At 63.4% G+C, this 19,023-nt stretch carries 18 protein-coding genes and 1 pseudogene; 15 read left to right on the forward strand and 4 right to left on the reverse strand.

The window, feature by feature from the left end:
- Positions 1-407: pseudogene (locus CWO89_RS23430) on the reverse strand (DUF308 domain-containing protein); the annotation flags it as partial.
- 337 nt (positions 408-744) lie between these two features.
- Between CWO89_RS23430 and CWO89_RS23435 the strand changes: the two are divergent.
- Positions 745-2,394, forward strand: coding sequence for a glycosyltransferase family 39 protein (locus CWO89_RS23435; protein WP_130581094.1), 1,650 nt, complete (start codon positions 745-747; stop codon positions 2,392-2,394).
- 109 nt (positions 2,395-2,503) lie between these two features.
- On the forward strand, positions 2,504-3,283 hold the full coding sequence (locus tag CWO89_RS23440) for a class II aldolase/adducin family protein (RefSeq protein WP_130581095.1): 780 nt from the start codon (positions 2,504-2,506) through the stop codon (positions 3,281-3,283).
- Positions 3,284-3,555: 272 nt separating this feature from the next.
- On the opposite strand, the gene CWO89_RS23445 is transcribed toward CWO89_RS23440, so the two are convergent.
- The 3 genes from CWO89_RS23445 to CWO89_RS23455 form a co-directional block, all read right to left on the reverse strand.
- On the reverse strand, positions 3,556-4,956 hold the full coding sequence (locus CWO89_RS23445; protein ID WP_130581096.1) for a M20/M25/M40 family metallo-hydrolase: 1,401 nt from the start codon (positions 4,954-4,956) through the stop codon (positions 3,556-3,558).
- Positions 4,957-4,967: 11 nt separating this feature from the next.
- Entirely contained in the window at positions 4,968-6,293 is a 1,326-nt protein-coding gene (locus tag CWO89_RS23450; protein WP_245476459.1) for a glycosyltransferase family 87 protein, read from the reverse strand.
- Between the two features lie 217 nt (positions 6,294-6,510).
- Positions 6,511-8,133 carry a helicase HerA-like domain-containing protein gene (locus tag CWO89_RS23455; protein WP_130581097.1) on the reverse strand — a complete coding sequence of 541 codons (1,623 nt, stop codon included), beginning with the start codon at positions 8,131-8,133 and terminating at the stop codon, positions 6,511-6,513.
- Between the two features lie 345 nt (positions 8,134-8,478).
- On the opposite strand from CWO89_RS23455, the gene CWO89_RS23460 reads away from it, so the two are divergent.
- The 13 genes from CWO89_RS23460 (at position 8,479) to CWO89_RS23520 (ending at position 18,954) form a co-directional block, all read left to right on the forward strand.
- The gene (locus CWO89_RS23460; protein ID WP_130581098.1) at positions 8,479-8,844 is read left to right on the forward strand and encodes a DUF2267 domain-containing protein; all 366 of its coding nucleotides are present in this window, start codon (positions 8,479-8,481) and stop codon (positions 8,842-8,844) included.
- Positions 8,845-8,881: 37 nt separating this feature from the next.
- Positions 8,882-9,289 carry a DUF4332 domain-containing protein gene (locus tag CWO89_RS23465; RefSeq protein WP_130581099.1) on the forward strand — a complete coding sequence of 136 codons (408 nt, stop codon included), beginning with the start codon at positions 8,882-8,884 and terminating at the stop codon, positions 9,287-9,289.
- A gap of 157 nt (positions 9,290-9,446) precedes the next feature.
- Positions 9,447-10,295 carry a dihydropteroate synthase gene (folP, locus tag CWO89_RS23470; protein ID WP_130581100.1) on the forward strand — a complete coding sequence of 283 codons (849 nt, stop codon included), beginning with the start codon at positions 9,447-9,449 and terminating at the stop codon, positions 10,293-10,295.
- On the forward strand, positions 10,292-10,672 hold the full coding sequence (gene folB, locus CWO89_RS23475; RefSeq protein ID WP_130581101.1) for a dihydroneopterin aldolase: 381 nt from the start codon (positions 10,292-10,294) through the stop codon (positions 10,670-10,672). Before folP ends, folB begins: the two co-directional genes overlap by 4 nt.
- The gene (gene folK / locus CWO89_RS23480) at positions 10,665-11,159 is read left to right on the forward strand and encodes a 2-amino-4-hydroxy-6-hydroxymethyldihydropteridine diphosphokinase (RefSeq protein WP_130581102.1); all 495 of its coding nucleotides are present in this window, start codon (positions 10,665-10,667) and stop codon (positions 11,157-11,159) included. The genes folB and folK overlap by 8 nt, the downstream gene beginning before the upstream one ends.
- A 183-nt stretch (positions 11,160-11,342) precedes the next feature.
- Positions 11,343-13,208, forward strand: coding sequence for a methylmalonyl-CoA mutase subunit beta (locus tag CWO89_RS23485; RefSeq protein WP_130581103.1), 1,866 nt, complete (start codon positions 11,343-11,345; stop codon positions 13,206-13,208).
- A gap of 2 nt (positions 13,209-13,210) precedes the next feature.
- The gene (locus CWO89_RS23490) at positions 13,211-13,675 is read left to right on the forward strand and encodes a GFA family protein (protein ID WP_130581104.1); all 465 of its coding nucleotides are present in this window, start codon (positions 13,211-13,213) and stop codon (positions 13,673-13,675) included.
- A gap of 42 nt (positions 13,676-13,717) precedes the next feature.
- Entirely contained in the window at positions 13,718-15,874 is a 2,157-nt protein-coding gene (gene scpA / locus CWO89_RS23495; RefSeq protein WP_130581105.1) for a methylmalonyl-CoA mutase, read from the forward strand.
- Positions 15,875-15,911: 37 nt separating this feature from the next.
- Positions 15,912-16,208, forward strand: a complete 297-nt coding sequence (locus CWO89_RS23500) for a nucleotidyltransferase family protein (RefSeq protein ID WP_130581106.1) — start codon at positions 15,912-15,914, stop codon at positions 16,206-16,208.
- Between the two features lies 1 nt (position 16,209).
- Positions 16,210-16,554, forward strand: a complete 345-nt coding sequence (locus CWO89_RS23505) for a HepT-like ribonuclease domain-containing protein (RefSeq protein ID WP_130581107.1) — start codon at positions 16,210-16,212, stop codon at positions 16,552-16,554.
- A 5-nt stretch (positions 16,555-16,559) separates the two neighbouring features.
- On the forward strand, positions 16,560-17,330 hold the full coding sequence (locus CWO89_RS23510) for an RsiV family protein (RefSeq protein ID WP_130581111.1): 771 nt from the start codon (positions 16,560-16,562) through the stop codon (positions 17,328-17,330).
- Complete coding sequence (gene meaB, locus CWO89_RS23515) at positions 17,327-18,313, forward strand: methylmalonyl Co-A mutase-associated GTPase MeaB (RefSeq protein ID WP_130581108.1); 987 nt, start codon at positions 17,327-17,329, stop codon at positions 18,311-18,313. The genes CWO89_RS23510 and meaB overlap by 4 nt, the downstream gene beginning before the upstream one ends.
- Positions 18,310-18,954 carry a pyroglutamyl-peptidase I gene (locus CWO89_RS23520; protein ID WP_130581109.1) on the forward strand — a complete coding sequence of 215 codons (645 nt, stop codon included), beginning with the start codon at positions 18,310-18,312 and terminating at the stop codon, positions 18,952-18,954. The genes meaB and CWO89_RS23520 overlap by 4 nt, the downstream gene beginning before the upstream one ends.
- Positions 18,955-19,023: the final 69 nt, after the last annotated feature.

The raw sequence follows: 19,023 nt of genomic DNA on the forward strand, positions 1-19,023 counted from the left end.
CGATCGCGCGCGGCGGCCTCGTGATACCAGGGCGGCGGGGTCGCACCAGCCGCCGCCGGTACCACCGGCTCGCCGTCCCCAGAACCTTCTGCCGCTGGTTGACCGCGCCTGAACGGGAATCCACCCTCGGACGCAGCCGCGGCACGCGGTGCAACGGGTGCGTCCGGCGGCAGCGAAAATTCGTGGGGCTCCTCTGCAGGCATCCCGGTACCCAGGCGCCGGGCGAGATTCCGCAGCTCCCGGACATTGAGCCAAAGGCCGAACATGATCAGGCCGGTGCAGAAGCCGAATACACCGGAGAGGATCAGCGTGCTGCCGACGCTGAATTCCTTGTATTGAATGCCATAGCCGATCGCCAGCAGGCCTGCCAAAAGCAGGCCAAAACCCGCGACCAACATCCCGACCATCATCAAACTCACCCCCGAAAACCGCGCCAAATCTATGCGCCGGCCCCTTATTCCACGATACCGTCATATTATGTGCATCGCCAACCAACAATTCCGGAGACGGTTCCTATCCGGATCTTGAACAGGATTACCGCTCCGTTCGCTTCTCAGGGCAGCCGCCGCCAACGCGTCCCCCCGTAGATCTACCGGCTACGAATTGATGCCAAATTGCTGCGACGCATCAGTAAATTACGCCACAATTCCCAATTACTCGTTAGTGGAACTGCGCTATATGGATGCCGGGGAATGAGGCCCTAAAGCGCCATCAGGGCCGAGGGACGCCGGGTCACCAATAGCCATGTCATCCATTACGACTTCTGCCATCGAAACGCCCGCGCGGCGCTCGGTGGAAAAGACTTGCGACGATCTTGCGATCGTCGTGCTAAGCGCGGTCGCCCTGATCGCAGGCCTCACGTTCCGCGATTACGGGCTGGGCTGGGACGATTACACCCACGCCGAATACGCCGACCTGCTGCTGCGAATGTACGGTTCCGGCTTCAAGGACACCGGCGCGCTGTCATTCGCCAATCTCTACATGTATGGCGGCGGTTTCGACATGGCCGCGGCGCTCCTGCACAAGGTCATCCCGCTCGAATTGTTCGAAACCCGCCGGCTGCTCGGCGCCGTCGTTGGCGTGATCGGGCTTGCGGTGAGCTGGCGGCTCGGCCGCCGCGTGGGCGGCCCGCTGGCCGGCCTTGCCGCGCTGCTGTTGCTCGCGCTGTGCCCGACCTTCTACGGCCACATGTTCATGAACCCGAAGGATGCGCCATTCGCAGTGGCGATGATGATCCTGCTGATGGGTCTTGTGCGCCTTGCCGAGGAATATCCGGCGCCTTCGCCGCGCACCATCCTGATCGTCGGGTTTGGCGCCGGGCTTTCGCTCGGCTGCCGGGTTCTCGGCGGTCTGGCATTGATCTACGCTGCGGTGGGTTTCGTGCCGTTGCTGCTTGAAGAAGTCCGCAAGCAAGGCCCGCGCGAGGCGGCGTATCGCTTCGTCCATGTGGTCTACGTGCTGCTGCCCGGGCTGATCTTCGGCTATCTGGTGATGGGCCTGATCTGGCCGTGGTCGATCATGGAACCGGGCCACCCGCTCGAGGCCGTCACCTATTTCTCGCACTTCTTCGAGAAGCCCTGGAAGGAGATGTTCGACGGCGCGCTGGTCTCGGTGCCGGACATGCCGTGGTCCTATCTGCCGACGTTGTTCGCGCTGCAGCTTCCCGAGGTGCTGCTGGGCCTCCTGGTCGCAGCGGTTGTCATGAGCTTGATGTCGCTGTCGCGCGCCGACGTCGCCGCGCGGCGCAAGACCGTCCTGCTGATGCTGACGCTGGCGGCAACGCTGCCGCTGGTCATCGCAATGGTGAAGCGGCCGGCGCTTTATAACGGCATCCGCCATTTCATTTTCGTGATCCCGCCGATGGCGGTGCTGGCGGGCTTTGCCTTCGCCCGCACCATGGACTGGCTCGGCGAAAAGCGTCGGAGCTGGCAGCCGGTGGCGCTCGCCGTCTTCACCTTCGGCCTGCTGCTGCCGCTCAGCGAGATGATCCGGCTGCATCCTTACCAATATACCCACTTCAACCACATTGCCGGCACGGTCCGCGGTGCCGACGACCTGTTCATGCTCGACTACTGGGGCCTGGCCCTGAAGCAGGCTTCCGATGGCCTGCGCGAGCAATTGATCGAGCGGCAGGAAATTCCGCCGCTTAACGGAAAATGGAAGGTCGCCGTCTGCGGCCCGCAGCGCCCGGCGCAGGTTGCGCTCGGCCCGGACTTCACCATCGGCTGGGACAGCCAGTCCGCCGATTTCGCCATGACGCTCGGCGAGTTCTACTGCAAGGGCCTGACCGCGCCCGTGCTGGTCGAGATCAAGCGCGACGATGTCGTGTTCGCCCGCGTCTACGACATCCGCGGCCGCAGCATCTCGAGCCTGCTCGCGATCCCCGCCCCGTAGTCTGGCTTTCGCCGGCACCGCATATCAGGCACCCCGAACTTGCCTTGCTGCCGGCTGGCGGCAAGGTTACGCTTCCCGTTGACAAATCGACACATGGGAGAAGCCGGTCATGTCGCCAGCGGAAGCTCGCTTGAAGGAAGTGCCGTCGGATATGACGGATGCCGAGTGGCAACAGCGCGTCAACCTCGCCGCCTGCTACCGCCTCGTGGCGCTGTACGGCTGGGACGATCTGGTCGACACCCACATCTCCGCGCGCGTGCCGGGGCCGGAGCATCATTTCCTGATCAATCCGTATGGCCTGATGTTCGAGGAGATCACGGCCTCCAGCCTGGTCAAGGTCGATCTCAACGGCAATCTGCTGTCCAAGACCGACTACAACATCAACCCCGCCGGCTTCACCATCCATTCCGCCATCCACGAGGTGCGCGAGGACGCCGGCTGCGTGCTCCATCTGCACACGCCTGACGGCACCGCGGTCTCGAGCTGCCCGGAAGGGCTGCTGCCGCTGAACCAGACCGCCCAGCTCGTCACCCATGATCTCGCCTATCACGACTATGAGGGCATCGCGCTCGATCATGACGAGCGCCCGCGGCTGCAGCGGGACATCGGCAACAGGAACCACATGCTGTTGCGCAACCACGGCACGCTGACGGTCGGCCGCTCCGTCGCCTCCGCCTTCGAGCGCATGTACCATTTGGAGAGGGCCTGCACCATGCAGGTGCGCACCCGCATGCTGGGCCCGACCGTCTACCCGGTCGAGCAGTCCGTGATCGACAAGAACACCACGCTGCTCTCCAATCCAGACCGCGCCGAACTGCGCTCGACGACGCTGGTGTGGCCACCCCTGCTCCGCAAGCTCGACCGCATCGACCCGAGCTTCCGCAATTGAATTTTCGGGATTTTGGTGTAAGGTTGCTTCCAACAACCTCTGCACGACCGAATAAAAACGCCGCCCAATTCCGGGCGGCGTTTTAGCTTTTAAGGGTGATGCCGGTAGGGTGGGCAAAGCGACTTCTTGCGCCGCCGTTCAAACGAACGCCGGCGGAAGCGTGCCCACCATCAGCACTCCGCTCGCAATGGTGGGCACGCTTCCGCCTGTGCTCGTCTATACATTGGCGCGTGTAGGCGCTTTGCCCACCCTACGCCTACGCCGTGCTGAAACTATTTCTGCTCCGCAAGCGCGGCCAGGATGCGGGCCCAGGAGCGGATGCCCTTGTGGAAGCTCTTGAGGTCGTATTTCTCGTTCGGCGAATGGATATTGTCGTCGTCGAGCCCGAAGCCGACCAGAAGCGAAGCGAGGCCGAGTGTGCGCTTGAAATCGGCGACGATCGGGATCGATGCGCCTGATCCCATGAGAACCGCTTCCTTGCCCCACTCTTCCGTCAGCGCGCGCCGGGCGCCGGCGAGCGGCTTCATGTTCCAGTCAAGCGCGATCGCGGGCGCGCTGGAATGGTCGCCGAACTCGACCGAACAATCGGCCGGGATCCGCGAGGTCACGTAATCGCGGAACGCCTTTCGGATCTTGGCGGGATCCTGCCCTTCGACCAGGCGGAACGAGATCTTGGCCGAGGCGAGCGACGGGATCACCGTCTTCGAACCCTCGCCGATATAGCCGCCGACGATGCCATTGATGTCGCAGGTCGGGCGCGAGGAGATCTGCTCGATCAATAGACGATCCTTCTCGCCGGCCGGCACCGAGAGCCCGATCGGCTTCAGGAAACTCTCGGGCGTCAGATTGAGCTTCTTCCACTGCGCGAGCACATCCGCCGGCAGGTCCTTCACGCCGTCATAGAAGCCGGGAATGGTGATGCGGCCATTGTCGTCGAACAGGCCGCCGAGAATGCGGGTCAGCACGCGGATCGGATTCTGCGCGCCGCCACCGAATACGCCGGAATGCAGATCGCGGTTGGCAGCCTTGATCTTGACCTCGTCATAAACGAGGCCACGCAGCGAGGTGGTGATCGCCGGCGTGTTCGGATCCCACATGCCGGTGTCGCAGACCAGCGCGAAATCGGCCTTGAACTCCGACTTGTTGGCTTCCAGGAAGGGCACGAAGTTCTTCGAGCCGACCTCTTCTTCGCCCTCGATCAGGATGGTGATGTCAATCGGCAGCGAACCCGCCACCTGCTTCCAGGCGCGGCAGGCTTCGATGAAGGTCATCAACTGGCCCTTGTCGTCCTCCGCGCCGCGCGCAACGATGATCTTGCGGCCGTCGGCATGGTCGGTGACGACGGGCTCGAACGGCGGACGGTGCCAGAGATCGAGCGGATCGACCGGCTGCACGTCGTAGTGGCCGTAGAACAGCACATGCGGCCGGCCATCCGTGCTGCCGTTGGCCTTGGCGACGATGGCCGGATGGCCCGCGGTCGGCCTGACCTCGGCCGCGAAGCCAAGCGTCGCGATATCCTTGGCGAGATGCTCGGCTGCCGCCTTGCAGTCAGCCGCAAAGGCCGGATCGGCCGAGATCGATTTGATCCGCAGCAGCGAGAACAGCCGCTCCAGGCTGTTGTCGAAATCGGCGTCGATGCGGTCGAGGACGGCTTGAAGCTTTGGACTGGACATCGCTGAATTCCCTAGCTGTGGGCGCTGTTGTCACCGAGTTTTAGCCCGCCTGCCGCCGGAGGCAAAGCGCCGGCGGCATCGGCCGCAGGCGAATGCCGCATATGCCAGACCAATCCACCCGCGAGCACGATGGTCGCCACGAGATTGTTACCGTAGGCCTGCACATCGATCGGAAACAGCGGCAGCGACAACAGGAGCAGGCAGCCGGCGACGGCCAGCAGGATCCACGTCCCGGTCCGGACCGCCGGCCGCGGATCAAAGGCGGCGCGGTGCATCAGGACCGTCATCGGGAAGAACAGCCAGAGGAAGTAGTATTGCCGCGCCAGTGGCGAGGCGACCGTCATCAGGCAGAACAGGATGCCGATCTCCTCCGCATCGGACTTTTCAGTCCGGCGCGACGCCGGCGGCATCACCGCGATGTAGCCGAGACCGAGCGCGAGCGAGATCGCCAGCACGATGAGGTTCGACGTCTTGAAGTCGAGATCGACGATGTTCATGTACCGCGCCGGCTTGGCCTTGAACGGATCGTCCTGGTTGTAGTTGACCGGACGCGTCAGCCGATGCGTCATCGCGATGATCGACTGGTTCACCCAGGACCAGTTCTGCTCGTCGCGTTGGCCGAAGCCCTTTTCCGAGCTCGAGCCGACCATGCCCTGATACCAGGTCTTCAATTCCGTGACGTTGTGCTGGAAGCCGCGGAACGGCGCCGGCAGCACGAACAAGAACACGGCGAGAAACACCAACGTACTCGCAACCGCCGTCCAGTGCCTGCGCCAGATCAGATAGGGCAATACTGCTATCGGAAACACCTTGATCGCGGTCGCCAGCGCAAACATGCTTCCCGCGAACCACGGCCGGCTCAGCCGCAACAGCCAGAATCCGTACAGCATCATCGCCAGCAGGATCAGATTCGGCTGGCCGAGATCGAACATATCAAAGACAAATGTGAGCGTGACGAGGCCGGGCAGCGCCTCCAACAGCCAGCCCGGCTTGCGGCCCGATCCCGCCATCGCGTGCGATAGCTGCGCCGTCATCCACCAGGCGATGATGTTGAGCAGGGAGAGCGCGAGATAGAGCGCGACCTTGCCGAAATAGCTGGGCACAGCGAGCAGCACCGCCGGCAGCGGCGGGTAGATGAAATCAAAATAGGTATGGGGATCGGCGGGATAGAGATCCTTGCCCTGCAGCACCTGCTGCCCGGCCCAATACCACAATGGATAATCCTTGGTCTTGCCGTGCCCGAAAATCTCGGGAACGAGCACATCGGCGGTCAGCGCGATGCAGCCGAGGAAGAACAGGATGTCGAGCGGTGCCCGAAGCGATGGGTATCTCAGCACAAGCTCGTTCCAGACATCAGCAAGCCGTTGATCCTTTTCATTTCGTGATAACGCAGGGATTGCTTCGCGGAGCCTGTCATCCGGCGGCGCTTCGCGCCGACCGGGTGGCTCGCAATGACGGTGGTTGGAGCGGAGAGCAGTCCCCGTTCGTCATTGCGAGAAGCGGAGCGGACGAAGCAATCCATCCCTCGTCACAATCTGGTGTCGCAGCGAGACCCTACCGCCGCAACAGGCCGCCAAGCGCGCCGCGCACCAGTGCACGTCCGATCGAGCCGCCGACCTGACCGCCGACCGATTTGCCGACGTCGGCCACGATGCCGCCGATCACCTTGTTGGTGACCGAGCGCGTGACGTTGCGCGCGATGACCTGACCGGTCGACAGCCTGCCGCGCCTCACATTGGTGCCAAAGATCGTGGCGGCAATATCGCCGATCTGGCCCAGAATGCCACCGCCTCCGCCAGCTTCCGAGCCGTCCGCCGGCGGCGCCGTCCCCTCGATCCGCTTCTGCAGTATCTCGTAAGCGGATTCGGAATCGATCGCGGTATCGTATTTACCCTTGAACGGGCTTGCGTCGATGATCTTCTTGCGCTCCTCCGGCGTAACCGGCCCGATCCGTGCTGACGGCGGCCGGATCATCACGCGCTCGACCATCGACGGCGTACCGCTTCCTTCGAGGAAGGACACCAGCGCCTCGCCCTTGCCGAGTTCCATGATCACGCGGGCGGTATCGAGCTTCGGATTGGGCCGGAACGTTTGCGCGGCGGCCGCGACCGCCTTCTGGTCGCGCGGCGTGAAGGCACGCAACGCATGCTGCACGCGGTTGCCCAATTGCGCGAGCACCTTGTCCGGCACGTCGATCGGATTCTGGGTGACGAAGTAGACGCCGACGCCCTTGGAGCGGATCAGCCGCACCACTTGCTCGATCTTGTCCAGCAGCGCTTTCGGCGCATCGTTGAACAAGAGATGCGCCTCGTCGAAGAAGAACACCAGCTTCGGCTTCGGCAGGTCGCCGGCCTCCGGCAGTTCTTCGAACAATTCTGAAAGCATCCACAACAGGAAGGTTGCATAGAGCCGCGGGCTCTGCATCAACTTGTCGGCAGCGAGGATGTTGACGATGCCGCGGCCGTCGCTGTCGGTCTTCATGAAATCCTTCAGCGTCAAAGCCGGCTCGCCGAAGAATTTCGCGCCGCCCTGATTTTCCAGCACCAGGAGCTGGCGCTGGATGGTCCCAACGGTCGCCTTGCTGACATTGCCGAAGCTCTGCGCTGCTTTGCGGAGCGGCTCCAGCGGATCTTCCTCATCATCGGCGGCTTTCTTGCCGCCAGACGGCACAATCGCATCCAGAAGCGCGCGCAGATCCTTCATGTCGATCAGTGCAAGTCCGTTCTCGTCGGCGACGCGGAACGCGACGTTGAGAACACCTTCCTGGACGTCGTTGAGATCAAGCATCCGTGACAGCAACAGCGGTCCCATCTCGGTGACGGTCGCGCGCACCGGATGCCCCTGCTCGCCGAACACATCCCAGAACACCGTCGAAAACTGGTCCGGCTGGAATTTCAGCCCCATCTCGCTGGCGCGCTTGACAATGAAGTCCTTGGCCTCGCCGACTTCAGCGATCCCGGACAGATCTCCCTTGATATCGGCGGCAAAGACCGGAACGCCAGCGCGCGCAAATCCTTCCGCCATCACCTGCAGTGTGACGGTCTTGCCAGTTCCCGTTGCGCCGGTAACAAGTCCGTGGCGATTGGCGAGCGCAAGTGTCAGCCACGCCGCTTGTTCGCCCTTACCGATAAAAATCTTCTCGTCCGTATCGGCAATCTTGTTGTCGGAAGTCGCCATCGCATCGCCTCTTCGCGCGTATCGGGAAGGCATCTTCGCCGAACACACCCATCATATTGCATCTTGCCCGTCGATTAAAACTGTCAAGCGCCGCCAGCGCTTTTTTGCCGCCCGGACGTCACACTTCTCATCTTCTCTTTCGCTTGCGAGCCGTTCAAAAAACGATGACGCAACGCGATAGAACAGCGCGATTAGCATAGGTACTCTTGTATTACTGCAACACTTCGCCTGTGATGAGGACGAAAAGTGGGATCATCTGCGCTCGTCGCTTGTAATTCGCAACACAGGCGCTCAAGATCAATTCCCAAGCAAGGTCCGGCGGCAAGCCGGCAGAGGCGGGGCAAGATGGACGAACTGGTTGGACGGCTGGCCGCCGAGGCCGGCATCGATAGCGCTGTCGCCGAAAAGACCGTCGGCATCGTTCTGGGTTTCCTCCGTCGGGAGGGGCCATCCAGCCAGGTTGAAGCGCTGATCGGCCAGATTCCGGGCGCGGAAGCGGCGATTGCGGCCGCGGACAACAGTGCAGGTCTCGTGCGATTGATGGGCGGCGGATTGATGGCTGTCGGCACCAGGCTGATGGCGCTCGGCCTCAGCATGAATGAGGTTCAGAAGATTGCGCGTGAACTTTTCCGGTTCGGGCGCGACAAACTCGGAGCGGATCAGATGGGCGAGATCGTCGCGGGGACGCCAGGACTCAGCCAATTTGCTTGAACGCACCCTCAGGTTGAGTCATTCAATACCAGACATCATGACATATCCACTTTCCGAGATCGATGGTCTGAGCGCCTATTGCGCCTCGAAATTGAAGGCTCAGGGCATTCGCACCACGGACGCGCTGCTCGAAGCCGCCCGCACCGTCAAGGGACGCAAGGTGCTCGCGGCCAAGACCGGCATCAGCGAACAACAATTGCTCGAATGGGCCAACGTCTCCGACTACATGCGCATTCCCGGGATGGGTAAGGCAAAGGTCGGGTTGGTCCGCGCCGCCGGCGTCACCACCGTTCGCGAACTCGCGCTGCGCAATCCGGCGCGGCTTGCACAGAACATGAAGGACGTGAACACCAAGCGTAAGCTCGTCCGCGTCCTGCCCTCGGAGAAATCGGTCGAGCTCCTGATCGAGCGCGCACGCAAATTGCCGCCCAAGATCACTTACTAGATCATGATCCGATTAGACGGAATCGGATCATGATCTCATCTCTTTGTTTGAGCATGATCTTTTTGGAAAACCGGTTTCCACTTTTCCGGATCATGCTCTAAGCCCGTTCGCTATTCCCAGCTTGACTCGCCGGTGCGGGACGCGCAAATCGACCGGCATGATTGCTGCGATGCAAAGGGACGCCCATTCCGGCGGGACTGGGGTGCTGCCGACGCTGCTATCCCGGCCCTACCCGGCCGTGATGGGCGTGCTCAACGTCACCCCGGATTCCTTTTCCGACGGCGGCAGGTTTACCGCGCCCGAACAGGCGCTGGCGCAGGCGCGCAAGATGGTCGCCGACGGCGCCGACATCATCGACATCGGCGCCGAATCCACCCGCCCCTACGGTTCCCAGCCGGTCTCGGTAGAAGAGGAGTTGCGGCGGTTACAGCCCGTGCTGGCGGATGTCGTCTCGCTCGGCGTGCCCGTATCGATCGACAGCATGAAATCGGACGTCGTGGCCTGGGCGCTCGATCACGGCGCGCTCATCGCCAACGATGTCTGGGGCCTGCAGCGCGATGCCGGCATGGCGCCCTTGGTCGCGGCGCAGCACGTGCCTATCATCATCATGCATAACCGCGACCAGGCCGATCCCTCGATCGACATCATGAAGGATGTTTCGGCCTTCTTCGCCCGTTCGCTCGACATCGCCGCCAAGGCTGGCATTTCGGCCGACCAGATCGTGCTCGATCCCGGCATCGGCTTTGGCAAGACGCCGCAGCAGAGCATGATGGTGCTGGCGCGGCTCGCAGAGCTTCGCGCGTTCGGCCTGCCGCTTCTCGTCGGCGCCTCGCGCAAGCGCTTCATCAGCACCGTGACGCCGTCGGAGCCGCACCAGCGCATCGGCGGCTCGATCGCGGCGCATCTCATCGCTGCACAGAGCGGCGCGCAGATCATCCGCGCTCACGATGTCGCGGAAACAGTGCAGGCGTTGCGGGTGGCGGCAGCGATCAGGGAGCAGGAATGACCGATACGATCTTCATCACCGGCATCTTCATCCATGCCCGTCACGGCGTGATGGAACACGAGAGCGAAGTCGGGCAGCGCTTCGTCATCGATCTCGAACTCTCCGTCGACCTCTCCGAATCCTCGCGCACCGACAAGCTTGCCGACACCGTGTCCTATTCCAATGTGGTGGCGACCGCGACCGAGGCATTCAAGGATACCAATTACAAGCTCCTGGAGCGAGCCGCGGGCGCGGTGGCGGACGCGGTGCTGTCGACCTTCCCTCGCGTCAGCGCGGTCAAGGTCACCGTGCACAAGCCGCACGCGCCAATCGCCGCGATCTTCGAGGATGTCGGCGTGGTGCTGACGCGCACGCGGCAAACGGCCGCGCATGGCTAGCGCGCTGATTGCATTGGGCGGCAATCTCGGCGACGTCCGCGCGACGTTCAACAAGGCCATTCCGCAAGTTTGCGGCATGACGCAGGCCGCGCTGGTGGCCCGCTCGGCGGACTATGCCACGCCTCCCTGGGGCGACGAACAGCAACCAGGCTTCGTCAATGCCTGCATCGAGATCGAGACCAGCCTCGATCCCCACGCGCTCTTGTTCTGCCTGCAGAAGGTCGAGACCAAGTTCGGCCGCGACCGCTCCCCCGAACGCCGCTTCGGCCCGCGCACGCTCGATCTCGACCTGATCGCCTATGACGATGTCAGGATCGACCGGCCGGAATTGACGCTGCCGCACCCTCGCCTGTTCGAGCGCGCCTTCGTGCTGGTGCCGCTCGCGGAAATCGCGCCCGACCGTGTCATTGCGGGACGCAGGATCAGGGATGCGCTGGCGGCGGTTTCGACCGACGGTATCGTGCGGCTCCCGGATTTCGGTGAGTGACGCGTAGCCCGGGTGGAGCGGAACGCGCAACCCGGGATACCTGCATCAACGTTTGCGAGCGGCCCCGGGTTACGCTAGCGCTTCACCCGGGCTACGGTACCCCAAACTAGGGTTTGGCTTGGCGGCTTCGGCGTGGCAATTTCCGGTCAAACGGCGAGGAAGACTTGAGGAACGATAGGGCGGATGACGACCACGACTGACGATCTGCGATTGGCGGCCGATTTCGCGCCGGCGACTTACGAGGACTGGCGCAAGCTGGTGGACGGCGTCCTGAAGGGCGCGCCGTTCGAGAAGCTGGTCGGCAAGACCTATGACGGGATCAAAATCGAGCCGATCTATCGCCGCGCCACCAATGCCAGCCCGATCGCCGGCCGAGGCCAGGCTGCGCCCTGGCAGATCATGCAGCGGATCGACGATCCCGACCCGCGCCGCGCCAATGCGCAGGCGCTGCATGATCTCGAGAATGGCGCCACCGGCCTCGCGCTGGTCTTCGCCGGCGGCAGTGGCGCCTATGGTTTTGGACTAGAGCCAACGGCCGAAGCCGTCGACAAGGTGCTCGACGGCATCTACCTCGATGCCGGTATCGCGCTGGATCTCCAGATCGGCCCGCAATCACGGATGGCCGCGATCCACGTCGCGGAATATGTGAAGCGCAGGGGATTTGATCCCGCCAAGTGTGACATCCGTTTCGGGCTCGATCCGCTGGCGGCCTGTGCGGTCTGGGGCTTTAGCCCCTATGAGTGGAGCGAGATCGTGCCGGCGGTGACCGGCGCCGTCAAAGGCCTGGTGGCGCTCGGATTCAAGGGGCCTTTCGCCGCTGCAGATGGGCGGGTGATCCATGATGCCGGCGGATCGGAGGTGCAGGAACTCGCCTTCGTGCTGGCAAGCGGGGTCGCCTATCTGCGCGCCCTCGAACAAGCCGGTGTCGCGCTCGAGGATGCCCAAGGCATGGTCTATGCGCGGCTCAGCGCCGATACCGACCAGTTCCTGACGCTGGCGAAATTCCGCGCGCTGCGGCTCTTGTGGGCGCGGGTCGAACAGGCCTGCCGACTGACGCCACGACCACTGTTCATCGCCGCCGACACCGCCTGGCGGATGCTGACGGAGCGCGATGCCTATGTGAACATGCTGCGCGCCACCATGGCCGCCTTCTCGGCGGGGCTTGGCGGCGCCGACGCCGTCACCGTGCTGCCGCACACGCTGGCGCTCGGCCTGCCCGACGACTTTGCCCGGCGCGTTGCGCGCAACACGCAGCTCATTCTCTTGGAAGAGTCCAATCTCGCCAAAGTATCCGATCCGGCGGCGGGCTCCGGCGGCATCGAGGCGCTGACAAAGGAGCTTTGCGAAGCTGCCTGGTTGGCGTTCCAGGAGATCGAAAGAGCCGGCGGCATCTTTGCGGCGCTTCAACAGAACCTGATCCAGCGCAAGGTCGCCGCTACGCGTGCCGCGCGCGAGGCCAACATCGCCAAGCGTCGTGACGTGCTGACCGGCGCCAGCGAGTTTCCGAACCTGCACGAGGCCGATGCAACGGTGCTGGAAGCAAAGCCGGTTGTTCTGCCACCCTATGGCGAGGCCAAATTCAAGTTCGACGCGCTGTCGCCGATGCGGCTTGCCGAACCCTTCGAGGCACTGCGCGACAAATCCGACGCAAGGCTGAAGTCGAGCGGGGAGCGTCCAAAAATCTTCCTTGCCAATCTCGGCACGCCCGCCGACTTCACCGCGCGCGCCACCTTTGCGAAGAGCTTCTTCGAGACCGGCGGCATCGAGGCGGTCGACAGCCAGGGATTTTCCGATCCGACAGCACTTGCCGACGCCTTCAAGGCCTCGGGGGCCACGATCGTCTGCCTGTGTTCCTCGGACAAGGTCTGTGCGGAACACGCCGCCGCCGCGGCCAAGGCTCTTCAAGCCGCCGGCGCAAGGCATATCTATCTGGCTGGACGGCCGGGGGAGCTGGAAGCCGCACTGCGCGCGTCCGGCGTGACCGATTTCATCTTTGCCGGCTGCGACGCGCCGGCGACGCTGCAGGAAGCCTATAGGCGGATGGAGTGAGCATGACGTCGAGCCAAAAACCCGTTCTGACCGGCGGCTGCCAATGCGGCGCGATCCGCTTTGCGGTAACGGCGGCGCCGACGCGTATCAGCATCTGCCATTGCCGGATGTGCCAGAAGGCCTCCGGCGCGCCGTTCGCCTCCTTCGCCGACATCGAAAAGAACGACTTCGCCTGGACCCGCGGCAAGCCGGCCTCGTTCCGCTCCTCTTCGATCGCCGAGCGCGATTTCTGCGCCGCCTGCGGCACGCCGTTGAGCTTCCGCCGCATCGACGGCCCCCGCATCGAGATCATGACCGGCTCCTTCGACCGGCCCGACATGGTGGCGCCGACCCGGCAATACGGCACTGAATCCCGCCTCGGCTGGGTGGTCGGCATCGCCAACCTTCCCAGTCAGACCACGCAGCAGAACTACGGACCGGAGAAGATGGCGACCATCGTCAGCCACCAGCATCCGGACCATGATTGAGGTAGCCACCACTTTCGATCGCACATGCTATAGTTGATGACCATGAGCCGCATACCTGACTTCGCCGATATCGCGTTTGAGAAAACCGTGTCCGTCGCGCCCACCGGCAGTGCAGACCCTTGGCTGACGCCAGAGGGCATCCCGGTAAAGCCCAGCTATAGCGAGGCCGATCGTCAAGGCATCGACTTTCTCGAGACCTGGCCGGGCATCGCGCCCTATTTGCGCGGCCCCTACCCGACGATGTACGTCAACCAGCCCTGGACCATCAGGCAATATGCCGGCTTCTCCACGGCGGAGGACTCCAACGCCTTCTATCGCCGTAACCTCGCGGCAGGGCAGAAAGGCCTTTCGGTCGCCTTCGACCTTGCCACCCACCGCGGCTATGACTCGGATCATCCGCGCGTCTCCGGCGACGTCGGCATGGCCGGCGTTGCCATCGACTCGATCTACGACATGCGCACGCTGTTCGCTGGCATCCCGCTCGACCAGATGAGCGTGTCGATGACCATGAACGGCGCGGTGCTGCCGGTCCTTGCACTGTTCGTGGTGGCCGCCGAGGAACAGGGCGTGCCGCCGGAGAAACTGTCGGGCACCATTCAGAATGACATTCTGAAAGAGTTCATGGTGCGCAACACCTACATCTATCCGCCGGCACCCTCGATGCGGATCATCTCCGACATCTTCGCTTTCACCTCGCAGCGGATGCCGAAGTTCAACTCGATCTCGATCTCCGGCTATCACATGCAGGAGGCCGGGGCGACGCAGGATCTCGAGCTCGCCTATACGCTCGCCGACGGTGTCGAATATCTGCGCGCCGGCCTTGCCGCCGGCCTCGATGTCGACCGCTTCGCGCCGCGGCTGTCGTTCTTCTGGGCGATCGGCATGAACTTCTTCATGGAAGTCGCCAAGATGCGCGCCGCGCGGCTGCTCTGGGCCAAGCTCTTGAAGCCGTTCGACCCGAAGGACCCGCGCTCGCTGTCGCTGCGCACGCATTGCCAGACCTCGGGCTGGTCGCTGACCGCGCAAGACGTCTTCAATAACGTGATGCGCACGACCATCGAGGCGATGGCGGCAACGCAGGGACACACCCAGTCGCTGCACACCAATGCTCTCGATGAAGCGCTGGCGCTGCCGACCGACTTCTCCGCCCGCATTGCGCGCAACACCCAGCTCTTCCTGCAGCAGGAAAGCGGCACCAACCGGATCATCGATTCGTGGGGCGGCTCCTACTATGTCGAGCGGCTGACCCGCGATCTCGCCGCCAAAGCCTGGGGCCACATCCAGGAGGTTGAGGAACTGGGCGGCATGGCGAAGGCGATCGAAGCCGGCGTGCCGAAGCTGCGCATCGAGGAAGCGTCCGCCAAGACCCAGGCGCGGATCGATGCGGGTAAGCAGGCGGTGATCGGCGTCAATAAGTACAGGCCGGAGAACGAGGCGCCGATCGACGTCCTGAAGGTCGACAATACCAACGTGCGGCGGCTGCAGATCGACAAGCTGAAACGGCTGCGGCAGGAGCGCAATCAGAAGGACGTCGAGCAGGCGCTGATGGCGCTGAGCCGTTCGGCCTCCGAAGGCAACGGCAACCTGCTGGCGCTCGCCATCGACGCCGCGCGTGCCAAGGCGACCGTCGGCGAGATTTCGGACGCCATGGAAAGAGTGTTCGGCCGCCATCGCGCCGAGATCAAGTCCATCACCGGCGTCTACAAGCGGGAGGCAGCCGCCATGTCCAACCGGGTGGAAAAAGTGCAGGCGCTGATCGATGCCTTCGAGGAGGCCGAGGGCCGCCGGCCGCGCATCCTGGTGGCGAAGATCGGCCAGGACGGCCACGACCGCGGCCAGAAGGTGATCGCATCGGCCTTTGCCGACATCGGCTTCGACGTCGATATCGGGCCGTTGTTCGCCACCGCCGACGAAGCGGCGCGACAGGCGGTGGAAAACGACGTGCACATCCTGGGCGTCTCCTCACTCGCCGCCGCGCATCTGACGGCGGTGCCGGAACTGAAGGCCGCGCTGAAGAAATACGGCCGCGAGGACATCATGATCATCATCGGCGGCGTGGTGCCGCCGCAGGACTATGAGGCGCTGTACCAGGCGGGCGCGGAAGCGATCTTCCCGCCGGGCACCGTGATCTCCGACGCCGCCGAAGAGCTGATCCACAAGCTCAACGCCCGGCTCGGCCATAGCGAGGCGGCGGAGTAGTTGATAGACTACTAGCGAAGCCGCTGAGAGTTGTGCGATGACGCGTGACGAAATCATTGCTGCGATACGGAAGAACACCGACGCCATAAAGGCGACGGGTGTGTCGAAGCTTGCCATTTTTGGCTCTCGCGTACGCGGCGACAATCGGCCTGACAGCGACATCGATGTGCTTGTCGAGATCGAGCCAGACGCCTCGTTCTCGCTCCTTAACTTGATTAATGTTGAGCATATCATAGAGGATGCGACCGGATTGCAGGCGCAGGCTACCACGCGACGCTCCCTCACTCCCCGCTTCGCGCAGCGCATAGCGGACGATATCGTCGAAGTGTTTTGACGTGCGCCCAACCCTCGCTGATCGAATCGATCACATCGTCGCGGCGATCGACCATATTCGACACATGGTAGCTGGGCACACGCGCGAAAGCTTTGCCGCTGATCTGGTGGCACGACTAGCGACGGAAAGATTGCTTGAAATCATTAGCGAAGCGTCTCGGTCTATTCCGACGGAATTGAAGGCGAGAGAACCTGGTATCAATTGGCGAGGTTTGGCCGATCTTGGAAATTGGCTGCGCCACGCTTATCACCGAACTGACGCGGATTTGCTATGGAACATGGTCGAGCGCGATCTCGAACCTCTGAAGCGCTTCGCCGGACAAATTGCCAAGGAAGTCAAACCTTGACCTTACTGAGCAAATTAAGCATCGCGCTGGCATTGAGCGTCATATGTCTCCAGCCGGCCTTCGCCGATCCGAAGCCGGACGCTTTGGTCAAGAACAGGAGCATCGAAGCCACCGTCTATCTCGACGACAAGATCAAGGCCGATCCCGCGCTATCAGCCAATTGCCTTGCCGAAGGCAGGAAGTGGGTCGACAAGAGCGCGGCCGAAGCGGCATCGACACGGAAGCAGGATCCGCAACTGTTCGACCGTGGCGGCTGGACCTTCGAGCGCAAGTACAATGTCCGCTCGGTGGTCGGTGGCCGTTACGCGAGCATTGTCCGCAACGACTACATCAATACCCGCGGCGCGCATCCGAATTCGGACGTCAACACGATCCTGTGGGATTCCACCGACAAGAAGCGCATCAGCATCCGCCCCTTCTTCACGGAGACCGACGACGACGGACCGACCATGAAGGCGATGCTGGAGGCAGTCATCGCTTCGTTGAACACCGAGAAGAAGAAGCGCGGCGCCGACGAGACCGCGACCGCCGAGTGGTACAAAGAACTGAAGCCGACGCTGCTCAAGATCGGCGCGGTCACGCTGGCGCCTTCGAGCGAGGCGGGCAAGAGCTCCGGCCTGACCTTCCATTATCCGCCCTACGCGGTCGGCCCCTACGCCGAAGGCCAATACGTCGCCTTCGTGCCATGGGAAACGCTGAAGCCATATCTGACGGCGGAGGGTGCCAGGATTTTCGGGGGATCGCGGCCAAAAGCGGATGAAGACGATCAGCAATGAGCGGCACCAAAGCGCTCGACATCAACGCCCTCGCCCATAACCTGCGCGCCGGCAACCGCGCAGCGCTGGCGCGTGCGATCACGCTGATCGAAAGCCGTCGCGCCGACCACCAGGCGGCGGCGCGTGATCTGGTGCAGGCGCTGCTCCCGGAGACCGGCAAGGCTTTTCGTGTCGGCATCACCGGCTCGCCCGGGGTCGGCAAGTCGACCACCATCGACGCGCTCGGCATGTACCTGATCGAGCACGGGCACAAGGTCGCGGTGCTGGCGGTCGACCCGTCGTCGGCGCGCACCGGCGGCTCGATCCTTGGCGACAAGACGCGGATGGCGCGGCTCTCGGCGTCCGAGCAGGCCTATATCCGCCCCTCGCCTTCCTCCGGCACGCTCGGCGGCGTCGCGGCAAAGACGCGCGAGGCGATGCTGCTCTGCGAGGCGGCCGGCTTTGATGTGGTGCTGGTGGAGACCGTCGGCATCGGCCAGTCCGAGACCGCGGTCTCCGACATGACCGATTTCTTCCTTGCGCTGATGCTGCCCGGCGCCGGCGACGAGCTGCAGGGCATCAAGAAGGGCCTGGTCGAGCTCGCCGACATGATCGCGATCAACAAGGCCGACGGCGACAATCTCAAGCGGGCCAATGTCGCGGCGGCCGACTATCGCAGCGCGCTGCATATATTGGCACCGCGTTCGCAACACTGGCACCCACCGGTCGAAACCTATTCGGCGCTGACCGGTACGGGCATCGACAAGCTCTGGCAGAAGATCGTCGAGCATCGCACCGCGATGAACGCCTCCAGCGAGTTCGCGGCGCGACGGCGCGAGCAGCAAGTGAAATGGATGTGGTCGATGCTGGAGCAGCGGATCATGGCGCGCCTGCGCTCGGACCCCGCGATCCGCGCCAGGGTGAAGAAGACGGAGGCCGAGGTCGCCGACGGCCGCGTCTCGCCGGCGGTGGCTGCCGAGCAGATCGCGGAACTTCTGCGATGAGCGAAAGGCTCTCCGTGCTTGTCACCGGCTTTGGTCCGTTTCCCGGCGCGCCGTTTAATCCGACCATGCCGCTGGTGAAACGGCTGACGGAGCTGCGCCGTCCCGCCTTCGACGACGTCAAGTTGACGAGCCACATCTTCAAGGTCACTTACGACGCCGTCGATCGTGAATTGCCGGAGCTGATCGCGCGCGTCCGCCCGCGGGTGCTTCTGATGTTCGGGCTTGCCAGTCGCACCGCGCATCTGCGGATCGAGACCCGCGCCCGCAATGCGGTCACCACGCTGGTCGCCGACGCCGGCCGCCGCCGCGCGCGCAAGGGCTCGATCGTCGACGGCGCCGATGCGACAATGTTCGGACCGCACACCGCAAAACTGCTCCGCGCTGCGCTTATGACCGGCATCGACGCGCGCGCCTCTCGCGATGCCGGCAGCTATCTCTGCAACTACTTAAGCTGGCGCGCGATCGAAGCGGCAGACAAGACCGACGGCCTGCAGCTCGCCGCATTCGTCCATGTGCCGCTGATCCCGCGCCAGGGCACATCGCTGCGCAAGGGAACCGAGCGCATCACGCTGGAAGACCTCGTCGATGCCGGCGAGGCGCTGCTGATGGAAATGGTGAAGCTGGCGCGGCGGCCCGCGTAACTCTCTCGTCGTCCCGGGCTTGACCCGGGACCCATAACCACAGGGAGGTGTTATGGCGCGAGCAAGCAG

Origin of the sequence: Bradyrhizobium sp. Leo170, assembly GCF_004296405.1 — a bacterium.
In the GTDB taxonomy this organism is placed as follows: Bacteria; Pseudomonadota; Alphaproteobacteria; order Rhizobiales; family Xanthobacteraceae; genus Bradyrhizobium.